General features: G+C 73.6%; 15 protein-coding genes. 5 read left to right on the top strand and 10 right to left on the bottom strand.

Translation table 11 applies throughout. The annotated features are described in order from the left end of the window. The first annotated feature begins 102 nt into the window (after positions 1 to 102). Together ACLBXO_RS10845 and ACLBXO_RS10840 are read left to right on the top strand one after the other, a co-directional pair. Positions 103 to 309 (top strand): hypothetical protein, encoded by a 207-nt coding sequence (locus ACLBXO_RS10845; RefSeq protein ID WP_331312561.1) that lies wholly within the window; start codon positions 103 to 105, stop codon positions 307 to 309. 53 nt (positions 310 to 362) lie between these two features. Further along, positions 363 to 1,193 carry a hypothetical protein gene (locus ACLBXO_RS10840; RefSeq protein ID WP_447685380.1) on the top strand — a complete coding sequence of 277 codons (831 nt, stop codon included), beginning with the start codon at positions 363 to 365 and terminating at the stop codon, positions 1,191 to 1,193. 67 nt (positions 1,194 to 1,260) lie between these two features. Here the strand turns inward: ACLBXO_RS10840 and ACLBXO_RS10835 are convergent, their stop codons facing one another. The 4 genes from ACLBXO_RS10835 to ACLBXO_RS10820 all read right to left on the bottom strand — a co-directional run bounded on the left by ACLBXO_RS10835 (position 1,261) and on the right by ACLBXO_RS10820 (position 5,953). Then, positions 1,261 to 2,226, bottom strand: coding sequence for a PLP-dependent cysteine synthase family protein (locus ACLBXO_RS10835; protein ID WP_447685379.1), 966 nt, complete (start codon positions 2,224 to 2,226; stop codon positions 1,261 to 1,263). A 97-nt stretch (positions 2,227 to 2,323) separates the two neighbouring features. After that, on the bottom strand, positions 2,324 to 2,983 hold the full coding sequence (locus tag ACLBXO_RS10830) for a DUF1254 domain-containing protein (protein ID WP_447685378.1): 660 nt from the start codon (positions 2,981 to 2,983) through the stop codon (positions 2,324 to 2,326). Then, on the bottom strand, positions 2,971 to 3,654 hold the full coding sequence (locus ACLBXO_RS10825) for a DUF1214 domain-containing protein (protein ID WP_447685377.1): 684 nt from the start codon (positions 3,652 to 3,654) through the stop codon (positions 2,971 to 2,973). The genes ACLBXO_RS10830 and ACLBXO_RS10825 overlap by 13 nt, the downstream gene beginning before the upstream one ends. A 4-nt stretch (positions 3,655 to 3,658) precedes the next feature. Then, complete coding sequence (locus ACLBXO_RS10820; RefSeq protein ID WP_447685376.1) at positions 3,659 to 5,953, bottom strand: transglycosylase domain-containing protein; 2,295 nt, start codon at positions 5,951 to 5,953, stop codon at positions 3,659 to 3,661. Between the two features lie 291 nt (positions 5,954 to 6,244). Between ACLBXO_RS10820 and ACLBXO_RS10815 the strand changes: the two genes are divergently transcribed. Next, positions 6,245 to 6,736 carry a YcgN family cysteine cluster protein gene (locus ACLBXO_RS10815; protein ID WP_447685375.1) on the top strand — a complete coding sequence of 164 codons (492 nt, stop codon included), beginning with the start codon at positions 6,245 to 6,247 and terminating at the stop codon, positions 6,734 to 6,736. A 67-nt stretch (positions 6,737 to 6,803) separates the two neighbouring features. Here the strand turns inward: ACLBXO_RS10815 and ACLBXO_RS10810 are convergent, their stop codons facing one another. The 6 genes from ACLBXO_RS10810 to ACLBXO_RS10785 form a co-directional block, all read right to left on the bottom strand. Then, a complete protein-coding gene (locus ACLBXO_RS10810; RefSeq protein ID WP_447685374.1) occupies positions 6,804 to 7,493 on the bottom strand; it encodes an NrsF family protein in 690 nt (229 codons plus the stop codon). Continuing rightward, the gene (locus ACLBXO_RS10805; protein ID WP_020093690.1) at positions 7,493 to 8,050 is read right to left on the bottom strand and encodes a sigma-70 family RNA polymerase sigma factor; all 558 of its coding nucleotides are present in this window, start codon (positions 8,048 to 8,050) and stop codon (positions 7,493 to 7,495) included. The genes ACLBXO_RS10810 and ACLBXO_RS10805 overlap by 1 nt, the downstream gene beginning before the upstream one ends. A gap of 110 nt (positions 8,051 to 8,160) precedes the next feature. Next, positions 8,161 to 8,916: a DUF1223 domain-containing protein gene (locus tag ACLBXO_RS10800; protein ID WP_447685373.1), complete on the bottom strand. Its 756-nt coding sequence runs from the start codon at positions 8,914 to 8,916 to the stop codon at positions 8,161 to 8,163. Positions 8,917 to 8,986: 70 nt separating this feature from the next. Beyond that, positions 8,987 to 9,775, bottom strand: a complete 789-nt coding sequence (locus ACLBXO_RS10795; protein ID WP_447685372.1) for a creatininase family protein — start codon at positions 9,773 to 9,775, stop codon at positions 8,987 to 8,989. Positions 9,776 to 9,919: 144 nt separating this feature from the next. Further along, positions 9,920 to 10,453, bottom strand: coding sequence for a protein phosphatase CheZ (locus ACLBXO_RS10790; RefSeq protein ID WP_331313860.1), 534 nt, complete (start codon positions 10,451 to 10,453; stop codon positions 9,920 to 9,922). 110 nt (positions 10,454 to 10,563) lie between these two features. Beyond that, entirely contained in the window at positions 10,564 to 10,947 is a 384-nt protein-coding gene (locus tag ACLBXO_RS10785) for a response regulator (protein ID WP_012317888.1), read from the bottom strand. A 274-nt stretch (positions 10,948 to 11,221) separates the two neighbouring features. Between ACLBXO_RS10785 and ACLBXO_RS10780 the strand changes: the two genes are divergently transcribed. Continuing rightward, positions 11,222 to 12,208, top strand: a complete 987-nt coding sequence (locus tag ACLBXO_RS10780) for a bifunctional riboflavin kinase/FAD synthetase (RefSeq protein ID WP_447685371.1) — start codon at positions 11,222 to 11,224, stop codon at positions 12,206 to 12,208. Between the two features lie 62 nt (positions 12,209 to 12,270). After that, positions 12,271 to 12,489, top strand: coding sequence for a DUF2093 domain-containing protein (locus ACLBXO_RS10775; protein WP_331313862.1), 219 nt, complete (start codon positions 12,271 to 12,273; stop codon positions 12,487 to 12,489). Positions 12,490 to 12,496: the final 7 nt, after the last annotated feature.

The raw sequence follows: 12,496 nt of genomic DNA, 5'->3' as shown, positions 1-12,496 counted from the left end.
ACTCCGTTAACCACGTCGTGCTGGATTGTTTCGGTAGCCCTTGCCGACGCCCTCCGAAGGGCCCGGGCCAGATGCTCGGACCGCCGACAGGAGCCGGAGACCATGACCCTTTTCAAGCCGCTGGAGACCGGCGAAACCCGTTCGTCGAAGCCCGCCGCCGATCCGACGCGCCGCGCGGCCGCGTCCGCGACCCTGATCCCGTTCCCGGGCGCGGAGGCGCGGCGGACCTGCCGGATCCCGCGCTCCGGCGAGCGGCGCGGCGAGATCCTCCTGTTCCTCGGCGTGCGCTACGAGCGCCTCGCGTCCTGAGGACGTCCCCGCGCATGTCCCTCCGGCCGCGCGACACCACCGACGGTTCTCCCATGTCTGCCCCGGATCGCCGCCCGCTCGGCCACGCGCGCACCGCGCTGCGCCTCGCTCCCGCCGGGGCCGCGCTGGCCCTGCTCGCGGCCTGCACCCAGAGCGGCGATTTCGGCCGGCCGCGCACGGGGGTCTGGAACGGGCTGATCGACACGACGGGCAGCTTCAGCACCCGGGATCGCGGGCGCCTGCTGCTCGATTCCGGCCTGACCGACGACGAACAGGCCTTGCGCGACCGCGCGTGGCGGTTCGTCGAGCCTGCCAGCAGCTTCACGGCCTTCCAGGACACGGTGTTCGGCCTCGCCAGCGCCCACGCGCTCCCGCCGACATGGCGCTACGAGGAGGTCGGCGCCTATTACGAGGCGCTGACCGGGGAACCGTCCCGCTCACCCGTCTCCCGCTACCGGAAGCTCAGCGACGACGCGACCGCCGATGCCCGGCTGATCCCGCTCTTCGTGGCGCTGGCCGCCCGCGTCATCGACGCGGATGCCGCGCGGCTGCGCAGCCTGCCCTTCGCCAGGACCCTCGACGACGCGGCCGTACGGGATGCCGTCCAGCGGGTCGCCGAGAACCGCTGCCTGATCGCCTGGGTGCGGTTCGAGGCCGGCCTGCGGCTCGCCCGCTACCGGTTCGCCCTGGAGCACCTGTTCGCCGCGGCGCCGGCACCGGAATCGGTCTCGGCCGAGCGCTCCATCCTGATGCTGGCCGCGCGCCGCAACCTGCTCGACCCGCTCCTCCCGCCGGACGCCGCGGCCCGGTGCGGCCTGGGGCCGGCTCCGCTGCCGCCCCCGCCGCCGGTGGCGCAGTCGGCGCCGCTGGTGGTGAAATACTGAGCGCTCGAGGCCGCCCGAGGATGAGGGTCGTGCCGCGCGGATGGCCGGAAGCCGCCCCCGGCCGGCCCTAGTACTTGAGCCCCGTATCGCAGAGCACGGTCACGGCAACGGCGTCGTGCGGGAGACGCCCGGACGACAGCAGCGCGACCGTCGCGGCGACGTTGGCCGCGGCCGAGTAGCCGACATGCAGGCCCTCCCGCGTCGCCAGGGCGTGCCGCCACTCCTCGGCCGCCGCGTCGGTCACCGGGATGGACAGGTCCATGAGGCCGGCCGTCCAGTGCGGCGGGACGCTGCCGTAGCCGGTGCCCTGGATGAGGTGCCGGTGCTTCGTGACCGGCGATCCGCCGAGGGGCTGACAGCCCGCCGGCTCGACCGCGGCGCAGATCAGGGACGGGTTGCGCGCGCGCAGCACCGCGGCCACGCCGAGGAAGGTCGCGCCCGTGCCCACGGCCGCCACCCAGGCATCGACCCGGCCGGACGATTGCGCCCAGATCTCCGGTCCGGTCGTCTCGCGATGCGCGCGCAGCCCCTCCGGCGCGTGGAACTGGTCGACGTAGAAGCCGCCTCGCTCGGCCGCGACGCGCTCCGCCGCGTCCGCGGCCGCCCGCACGTCGGCGCCGGTGACCTGCCCCGGGACGCCGTCCACCTGCGGCACCCGCACGACCTCCGCCCCGAGCGCCTCGAGCATCCGCACGCGCTGCAGACTGTTCCCCGCCGACATCGTGACCACGAGCGGGTGCCCCAGGGCCGCGCAGGCCACCGCGAGGCCGGCCCCCATGTTGCCGCTGGTCATCTCGACGACGGGCGCCCCCGCCGCCAGGCGGCCGTCCGCGCGCGCGGCCAGCAGGATGGCGCGGGCGGCGCGGTCCTTGACGCTGCCGCCGGGCTGCACGAACTCGGCCTTCGCGAGGAGGCGGCCCGGACCGGGATGGACGCGGTCGAGGGCGACGAGCGGCGTGTTGCCGATCAGATCGAGGGCGGATCGCGCGATCCCGGCGGCCGAGGACGGCATCGTCGCGGCGGCTGCGGTCATCGCGTCGGCGGGGCCGGCGCCGCCGCCCGGGAGAAGGCGGGGCCGCGGGGGCGCGGCACCGGCCGACCGGCGCCGCGAACCCGTGCGGCGTCCTCCCTCAGCGTCCCGCCCCCTTGCCCGACGCGTCCTTGCCGGCCGCATCCTTGCCGGTGGCGTCCTTGACCGCCGGCGCATCGTCCGTCGGCGTGTCGGTGGTGCAGGAGACGGCCTGGACGGCGGCGTTGGCGGCGGGCCTCTGGCTCGGGAGACCGGCGATCACCCGCACCACCACGAAGCCGCGCGCGTCGGGCGCGACGATGCGCACGTCGCGGCTCGGGTCGTTCTCGTCGTCGTCGGCCAGCGCCTCGTCGTACTGGGCGCGGGTCAGGATCACGAGGTCGAGGGCCCCGCGGACCGCGGCCTGATCGGTCACCGCATAGAAGGCCCCGCGGCGGGCATGCGCGGCGAGCGACAGCGATAGCGGACCGGTGCGGGCCGAGACGCGCATGGGCCCGTCCGCGAGGTTGTAGGCGCAGACGCCCACGGCGACCGCCGGGTCCGTAATCGGCAGCCACGCCTCGGGCGGGGACGGGTCGTCGCCGGTCGCGACCGCGTAGATCGATTGCGGATGGTCCAGGTTCTCGCTGGTGCGGGCGCGCGAGACGGCGTCGGTCTCCGACAGGGCGGGGATCGCCAGGACGGCCGCGATGTGGACGATCCCGGCGAGCACGAGGCCGATCAGCGTGGCGTAGACGAAGCGCAGGCTCACGGGGCGCATCCCACACGCGTGATGGCCGGCACGGAACCCCGGTCGAGGGATCCGACACTGGCGGCGACCGGCGTGTCGTACAGGCGCAGGGCGAGGCGGACCGGCCCGCTCGCCCGCGGGCTCGGGAGCCAGTTGCCCGGCTGGACATCCGGCGCGAGCGTGATCGTGAACCGCCCGTCGGCCGTTCGAAGCACTTCCGTGGACGTGAAGCCCTCGCGCAGGGGCGCGCGGCCGGGCTCGCGCGGGCCGCGCCCGGCGACCGTGACGGTCCAGGCGCGGGCGGGCGGCGTCGCGCCGCCGATCTGGTACGTGCAGGTGGCGTCGAGCGCCTGCCCGGCATCGTCGACCGCCGCCGTCAGCAGAAGGCCCTCACCGACCGCCAGGGGGATCTCGCCGCGGCGCGCGTTGACGGCGCGGGTGTAGGGATCGGCATTCGCCGCGCCGGCCCGCGGCCAGGCGGTCCAGGCGCCGACCTGCACGCCGCCGAACGGGTACCCGCCGCTCGTGGCCCAGTCGGCGCTGGCCAGTCCCAGGACGGCGCCGAGCGCCAGGGCGTAGGCGGCGAGGCCGGCGATCGAACTCTTTCGCCAGAGGCGCAGGACGAAGCGTGCCGCGCCGCTGCGCGGGGCGCCGGCGAACGCGGAGGTCCGGCCGAGCACGTCGGGGATCGTGAGCTTCATGCGCTCACCGGACCTCGGTGAAGCCGCCGACCGGGCGACCGCCCTCGGCGACCTCGCGCAGCTGACCCGACGGCGCCGCCGCCCGGTCGCCGGGCTTCCGGCCGGTCTTCGGGGCGTCTCCGGCGCCGGCGGGCGCGTCCGGCGCCGATCCGGGGGCGCGCTCGACGGTGCGGAACAGGCCGTTCAGGCCGCTGATCACCTCGAAGGAGCGGCGCGAGAGCTTGCCGTAGGCGCTGGCATTGGGGTCGGTCGGCGCGGTCGGGCCGCCGGAGGCCTGCTGCTGGGCGGCGCGCGGATTCTCCTTCAGGCCGGGCAGGCCCTTGATCTCGATGCCCCGGTGGGCCGGCTCCATGACGTCGTGCCAGAGCTGGGCCGGGAGGGAGCCCCCGGTGAGCTTGTTGGTCGAGGTGTGGTCGTCGTTGCCGAACCAGACGGCGCCGACGTAATTGCCGGTGTAGCCGACGAACCACGCGTCCCGGTAGGCGTTCGTCGTGCCGGACTTGCCGGCCACCTTCACGCCCTCGAGCTGCGCCCGCTTGCCGGTGCCCTCCTCGACCACCTTGTTGAGCATGAAGTTCATGTCCGCGACGACCTGGGGCGCGAGCACCCGCTCGGGCGCCTCGTCGGCGTGGCGGTAGATCACCTCGCCGGACGAATTCTTGACCTCGATGGCCGCGTAGGGCTTGGCGCGAAAGCCGCCGTTGGCGAACACCGCGTAGCCCGCCGCCTGGTCGATGACCGTCACCTCGTCCGAGCCGATCGGCATCGAGACCGTGTCGATCAGGTTCGAGGTGATGCCCATCTTGTGGGCGAGCTCGATGATCTTCGCGCGGCCCGCCTTGGCGGCCTTGGCCTCGTGGCTGATGCCCATCGCCTTGCCGAGCGCGATGGAGATCTTGATCGGGATCGTGTTGATCGACTTGGCCACCGCCAGCCACATCGGCACCCGGCCGGCGTAGGAGCGGCCGTAATTCTGCGGGCACCAGTTGCCGATGCAGACGGGGCTGTCGACCACCGTCGTATCGGGCTTGAACAGGCCCGAGTTCAGGGCGGCCGAGTAGACGTAGGGCTTGAACGAGGAGCCGGGCTGGCGCAGCGCGTCGGTGGCGCGGTTGAACTGGCTCTCGCCGTAATCGGCGCCGCCCACCATGGCGCGCAGCGCCCCGTCGGGATCGAGGATCACCATGGCGGCCTCGTCCACGTCGTAGGCGTCGCCGGATTTGCGCAGGATGTCGGCCACCACCTCGTCGGCCCGCTTCTGGATCGCGAGGTCCAGCGGCGTCTTCACGGTCAGCACGCGGTCGTTGCGCAGCTTGCCGGCGTCGGCCATCACCTTGATCTCGCCGAAGGCCCAGTCGAGGTAGTAGTCGGCGGTGATGTCGCGGGTGCGGGTCACCGGCGTCGCCGGGTTGCGCAGAGCCGTCTGGATCTGGCCCTCGGTGACGAAGCCCGCCTCCACCATGTTGTGCAGCACGTCCGCCGCCCGGGCGCGGGCCGCCGGCAGGTTGACGTGCGGGGCGTACTTGGTCGGCGCCTTGAACAGGCCCGCCAGCATGGCGGCCTCCGCGAGGCTGATATCCTTGAGCGGCTTGCCGAAATAATAGTCCGCCGCCGCCACCGCGCCGAAGGTGCCGCCGCCCATGTAGGCGCGGTCGAGGTACAGCTTCAGGATCTCGTTCTTGGTCAGGTGGCTCTCGAGCCACAGGGCCAGGAAGGCCTCGTTGACCTTCCGCTCCAGGGAGCGCTCGTTCGTCAGGAACAGGTTCTTGGCGAGCTGCTGTGTGATCGAGGACCCGCCCTGCGTGCCGTTGCCGCCGCGCGAGTTGTTCACCAGCGCCCGCAGGGTGCCGATCGGGTCGATGCCCCAGTGCTCGTAGAAGCGCCGGTCCTCGGTGGAGACCAGCGCCTTGATCATGATGTCGGGAAACTCGTCGAGCTTCAGCGAGTCGTCGTGCTTGATGCCGCGCCGCCCGACCTCGGTGCCGTAGCGGTCGAGGAAGGTGACGGCGAGGTCCTGCTGCTTCAACCAGTTCTCGCTGGTCAGGTGGAAGGCGGGCTGCGCCAGGGCGAGCATCAGGATGGCGCCGCCGGTCCCGATGGTGACGCCCTCGCTCGTCAGGTCGAGGGCGACGCGCTTCCATCCACGCACCGCGAAGCGGCTCATGACGCGCTGGAAGCGCTCGTAGACCTGCCCGGTCGACTGGCCGCCGTCGTACAGGCTCGCGTTGACCCAGGCGTCGAAGGCGAGGGCGGCGCGTTCGAGGCGGACCTTGATCTCGGTGAACGTCGGCAGGCGCACGATGTCGAACCCGGCTTGTCGAGCGCCTCTGCGGCGGATCTGGCGGCGGATGGTCGAGCGCCCGCGCCGCGGACACGAACCCTGCGCCGGCGCCACCGCGCGGCATCCGTCGTCCATAGCAGGATCCGGAACCGGCGGCGAGGCTCTGCGCAGTCTCGCGATTCGCCGCGGACGAGCTTGGGCGTAACGCGCGACGGGGCGATCCGGTCGCATGGGCCCATCGGCGGCCACGCTTGCAGCGGTGCCGCGCCTCGGGCACAGAGGCGCCTCCCCATCCGAGAGACTTTTCCGATGCCCAAGCCCGAGGCGCCGCGCCGCGGGGCGGTCGAGCCGTTCTGGCGGACCAAGACGCTCGAAGCCATGACCCCGTCGGAGTGGGAGAGCCTGTGCGACGGCTGCGGCCGGTGCTGCCTCATGAAGCTCGAGGACGAGGATACCGGCGAGGTCCACCACACCGACGTCGGATGCACCCTGCTCGACGGCCTCACCTGCCGGTGCCGCGACTACGCCCGGCGGCAGAAGCGGGTGCCCGACTGCGTGCGCCTGACGCCGGAGGCGGTGCGGTCGATCGCTTGGCTGCCGCCGACCTGCGCGTATCGGCTCGTGCGCGACGGGCAGCCGCTCTACCCGTGGCACCCCCTGGTCTCCGGCCGGGCCGCGAGCGTGCACGAGGCGGGCATCTCGGTCCGCGGCCGGCTCAGCGGCAACGAGGAGGAATTCTCCGAGGACGAGTTGCCGGACCGGATCGTGGACTGGCCGGGCCTCGATCCGAGCGCCGCCTGAGGCGCCCGCGCCCGACGCCCGCAGACCCGCTCACGCCGGAGCGGCCGCGCGCCTCGACCGGAACGCCCTAGCCGACCCCGGAATCCCGTCCGAGCAGCCGGCCGCCGGCCACTCCGTTGGCCGCGATCACGATGGCGACCGCCGCCGCGTGGAACAGCAGGTCCGTGGCGGTGGCGTCGTGCGGGTGGACCGGCATGAGCAGCGCCGCGGCCGCCGCCGCCACCGCCAGCCCCCCGAGGGCGGCCGTGAGGTTCGGCCGCAGCGGACAGGCGCGCCGCAGCATCACGACGATCAGCACGGACAGCGGCACCGAGACGCAGATCAGGAAGCTGAAGCAGCCCGCGACCGTGTGCTCGCCGGGCACGTCGGCCCCCGGCGCGATCCAGTCGCGCAGGCAGCCCAGCCCGCTGGCGCCGACCCAGAGCGCGAGGGGCGGCAGCGGCAGCAGCGCCCAGCGGCCGGACCGGCCCGGGACGCTGGTGGCGAAGGCCGCGTAGGCGGCCGTGATCGCCGTCAGCACGGCGCCCACCGCCGCGAGGGCGAGGTCCGGCACGTGCATGCGCAGCATGAAGCCGCCGGTCCCGATCCAGGCGGCGAGGACCGCGCCGAGCACCAGCGTCACGCCGAGCCAGAGGGCCGCGCGGGCTTCCGGGGCCGGCAGCGGCCGCACGGGTTCGAGCCCGCCCGCGAGCGCCTCGACGAGCCGCTCGTGACGGGACAGGTCGCCGCCCGCCCAGTTGCTCCCCTCTCCGGCCATCACTCCCGCTCCTGCGTCAGGCTGGCCCGGAGCGCCTTCAGCGCCCGGTGCAGGTTCACCTTGAGGGCCCCCTTGCTGCGGCCGGTGAGGGCGGCGGTCTCGTCGAGCGACAGCTCGCGCAGGCCCAGGTGCTCGACCGCCTGCCGCTGGCCATCGGGCAGGGCCGCCACCGCCCTGGCCAGGGCCGCGGCCCGGTCCCGCGCCTCCAGCCCGTGGCCGGGGGCCGGCCCAGGATCGACCTCGGCCTCGTAGGCGAGCGGGTCGTTGACCTCCCGCGGGCGCCGCCCGGCGCGGCGCAGCCTGTCGATCGCCCGCCGCTGGGTGATGGCGCGCAGCCAGGGCAGGAACGGCCGGGCCGGATCGTAGCTCGCCCGGGCCCGGTGGACGGTCATCAGCGCGTCCTGCACGACGTCGTCCACCGCCTCGCCGCGCACGCCCTGCGCCCGCGCGATCGCCGAGACCACGGGCAGGCAGGCCTTCAGCAGCGCGCGGTAGGCGGCCGCGTCGCCGCCCTGGGCCGCCGCCATCAGGGTCGCCAGTTCCTGTTCGAGCGCCATCCGGGCTCCGCCGTCGTTCCGTCCCCCGGCACGCGGCGTGTCTACCCCACGGTCCGATCCCGACGCCAGCGCCCAGCCGCGCGCGGGCACCCCGCAGGGAACGGCGAGGATCATCGCACGGCCTCCCGGAGCGACGCGGCGGGGGACGTCGCGGGAGACGCGGCGAGGCGCGCCGCGCCGAGGATGCGCCCGTCGTCGGACTGGAGCAGCAGGGCCGCCGTCTCGCCCTCGGGACGCGCCGACGCGAAGGTCGCGGCAGGGCCGGACCAGCGCCCGAGGTCGCGCACCGACCGGACGATGTTGGCCTGCTCGATGGTGCGCCCGGCATTCTCGCCGCGCAGCACGCGGGTGGTGTGGCTCGGATCGAAGCCGATCAGCAGGACGCGGCCCGCGGAGCCGCCGGTCCCGGAACCCGCCCCGATCTGCGCGACGACCTGCGCGCCGTCGCGGGCCAGCGTCACGGGAATGCCGGGCGCGGCCTGCCGGGCGCGCGCGATCGCGGCGCGCAGGCCCGCCTCGTCGGATCCGACCAGCCCGACCTGCCCGTCGATCACCGCCTGCGGCGTGTAGGTCGGCCCGCCGAGGCGGGCCGCGTAGGCCTCCTGGCGCGCGGTGGCCGCCGGCAGGGCGTAGCGATCGCGCCAGTCGAGGTGGTTCCAGTAGGTGACGTGGAACGCGAGCGGCAGGACGTCGCCCTGCGTCCCCGCCGGCTCGCGGGCGAGGCGGCCGATCAGCGCCTCCGCGGGCGGGCAGGACGAGCAGCTCTGCGAGGTGAACAGCTCGACGACGACGGGGCGCTCCGCCGCGTCGGCCGTTTCGAGGCTGCCGCACAGCAGGGCGGCGGCGATCATGAGGGCAGGGCGCATGGCCGGAACTCCCGCACGCCGGCGGTTCGGACCCGGCGTACCGGCTCCTTCGGCGGCGGCGCGGCGGCGGTTACACCGGCGGCGCGAGCTCGAAGGCGTCGACGTCGCGCAGCAGGGCGACGAAGGCCCGCGCGCCGTGGTCGAGCGCGGCGCGGCCGGCCTCGGCCGTGCCGAGCCGCGCGTCGCCCATGGCGCCCGAAGCCTGGAGGTCGCCGGCCTTCCACGCGAAGGCGGCGGGCCGCCCGGCGCGCAGATGGGTGAACGCGCGGGTCATCGACAGCGTGCGCGGCGGGAAATCCGCGACCCGGTCGGTCCGGACGAGGTCCGGACGCAGGGCCAGCATCAGCGCCGTCTCGATGCCGCCGGCATGGATGCCGTGGGCGATCTCGTCCGCCGGGAACAGGCTCTCGGGATAGCCGAGCCGCGCCCAGGACGTCGTGACCGCGACCATGTCGAACCGGGCGCGCAGCTCGCCCGCCACGAGGTCGATGAGCGCGCTGTTGCCGCCGTGGCTCGTGACGATCACCAGCTTGCGGCAGCCGGCGCGGTGGACGGCCGCGCCGATCCCTGTCCAGGCGGCCAGCGCCGTCCCGGTCTCCAGGGAGAGCGTGCCGGGAAACGCGTCGTGCTCGTCGGACTTGCCCACCGGCTGGACCGGCAGCAGCAGCACGTCGAGATCCGCCGGCACGCCGTCGCGCACCCGGGCGAGGTAGCCCTCGGCGATGAGGGCGTCGGTGGCGAGCGGCAGGTGGGGGCCGTGCTGCTCGATGGCGGCCACCGGCAGGACGGCGATCGCGCGACCCATGTCGCGTCGGGTGAAGTCTTCGGTGGTGAGCTCGGACCAGAACTGCGCCGTCATCGCTGCCGCGGCCTCCGCCCGCCCCGCATCGCGGCGGGTCCGGAAGGCGGTCTAGCCGGTCAGCCGCAGCCGAGTCGACCGCCACCGTATCGACCGCCGCGCAGGCGACGATTCCCCCGGCGGCCGAGCCCGCGCCGGTCCGGGTCAGGCGAACAGCGCGTCGATGTCGTCCTGGGAGGGCATGGCGTCCACGGCCTGCGGGCCGTTCAGCATGAGGTCCTCGGCCCGGGTCCGCCGGGCGCGCTCGGCGGGATCCATGGAGGCCGCGTCGCGGGCCTTCACGGCGCCGACGAAGCGGGCGAGGCGCTGCTCGAACAGGCGCAGCGATTCCACCACCTTGGCGATGCGCTGGCCGGTGATGTCCTGGAACGCGCAGGCCTCGAAGATCGTGTTGATGCGCTCCTCGACCGCGTCGCGGTAGCCCGGCCCGTCGGGCAGGCCGAGCATCGCCTCGGCGGCCTCCATGATCGTGTTGGTGGCACCGGCCGTCGCCTCCACGACGCTGCCGAGCTCCTCGTGCGCCATGGGAATCCGGTCCCGGCTCATCTCGTTCGCGCGCAGCGCCCCGATCTCCTCGCGGAGATGGGCGATGTAATCCGCGATCTCGATCAGCTCGGAGATCACGGTCTGCGGCTCCCGAAGCCGCAGATCGGGCTGCCGTGCGGCGGCTGACGACATGCTCTCCTCCTCGGATCTGTGGCCGTCCTGGCCGGCCACGCCACGTCTCGGCGTCCGGCGGCGCGGGAGCGATCCGTCCGGACGCGCGGTGGTCGAAGACGCGAGGCCGGTCAGCTGCCGCAGACCGCCTCGATCTTGGACTTCAGCGTGGCCGCGTTGAAGGGCTTGACGATGTAGTTGTTCACGCCGGCCTTCTTGGCCGCGATCACGTTCTCGGTCTTCGATTCGGCCGTCACCATGATGAACGGTGTCGTGCGAAGATTTTCGTCGGCGCGCACGTGGCGGAGCAGCTCGTAGCCGGTCATCGGCTCCATGTTCCAGTCGGAGATGACGAGCCCGTACTTGCGCCCCTTCAGTCGCGCGAGCGCCTCGGTCCCGTCGGAAGCGTCGTCGACCTCTTCGAAGCCGAGCTGCTTCAGTAGATTGCGGATGATGCGGACCATCGTCTGGTAATCGTCGACAACGAGGATCGGCATGCTCAGGTCGAGAGCCATCGAACAACTGCTCCGTATTGCCCGGCGGGAAGCCGCGGCGGCTCCCGGATAGATTAACGCTTCGCTAACGCTGCAATTTAGCTGCGCTGCACAGCATTTCAAATAGCGCACGCGCATTGCGAAGCCGTTAATCGGCGCGGCCCGCGCATGGCCGCCCGCGTGGGCCGCCTCGCTTGACCCTCCGGGCGCCTTTGGGCAGGGTCCGGCCGCGTCGGGCCCCTCGCGGCATGTCAGGCGACCCTATCCGACCCTTCCGAGCACTCGACCCGAACCGATGGCCACAGGCGACGACACGGCCGCGCGACCCTTCACGATCTGCCGCGCCGACGCCCCCGTCCCGCCGGCCCTGGCGGGCGCCGTGGCGGCGATCGGCAACTTCGACGGCGTCCATCTCGGGCACCGGACGCTCGTCGACAGCGTGCGCGCCGCCGCCCGCGCGGCCGGCCGGCCGTCCGCGATCCTGACCTTCGAACCGCACCCGCGGGCCTACTTCATGCCCGACGCGCCGATGTTCCGGCTCACCGGCCTCGCCGCGAAGGAGATCGTGTTCGCGCATCTGGGCCTCGACGGGCTGATCGTGCGCCGCTTCGACGGGGACTTGGCCGAGACCGGCGCCCGCGCCTTCGTGCTCGACTTCCTGAAGGGATCGCTGGGCCTGTCCGGCGTCGTCGTCGGACACGATTTTCATTTCGGCCGTGGCCGTGAGGGCACGCCCGCGATCCTGGCCGACCTCTGCCGGGAGGCGGGGATGAGCTGCCGCATCGTGGCGCCGGTCGCCCTCGGCGACGAGACCGAGCCGGTCTCCTCGAGCGCGATCCGCGCGGCCCTCGCGGCCGGCGACGTCGCCCGCGCCAACGCGCTGCTCGGCTATCGCTGGTTCGTCCTCGGGACGGTCCGCCACGGCGACAAGCGGGGCCGCCAGCTGGGCTTCCCCACCGCCAACATGATGCTGCCCGATTGCGGGCTCGCGCACGGCATCTACGCGGTGCGGGTCCGCCTGGCCTCGGGCGCGTTCCGCGACGGCGTGGCGAGCTACGGGCGCCGCCCGACCTTCGACGACGGCGCGCCGCTGCTGGAGACCTACCTGTTCGACTTCTCCGGCGATCTCTACGGGCACGACATCGCCGTGGAGTTCGTCGGGTACATCCGCGGCGAGGAGCGGTTCGCCAGCGCCGCGGCCCTGGTCGAGCGGATGCACGTCGACGCGGCCACGGCCCGGACCCTGCTGGCGCGGGACGAGACCCCGTCGATGCTGACCTGAGCCCCGCGGGCATCGCGGCGCGCGCGGATCGTGTAGAAGGCACCATCGAGCAGGAGGCGGACGTGCTGGGTCGTTACGAGCGCGCGAACAACGGCGAGGCGGTCGTCGAGTACGGCGACGGCACCATGCGGGTGGTCAAGCCCGGCAGCTTCGTGCGCTGCGCGGTGACCGGCGAGCCGATCCCGCTCGACTCCCTGCGCTACTGGAGCGCCGCCCGCCAGGAGGCCTACGTCTCCCCCGAGGCGATCCTCAAGCGGCTGAAGGAAACCGGCCGCCCCTGACGGTCGC

The sequence above is a fragment of the Methylobacterium sp. C33D genome, from assembly GCF_053345825.1.
The sequence above is the reverse complement of the archived record's forward strand: the minus strand, read 5'-3'. Positions and strand labels throughout refer to the sequence as shown.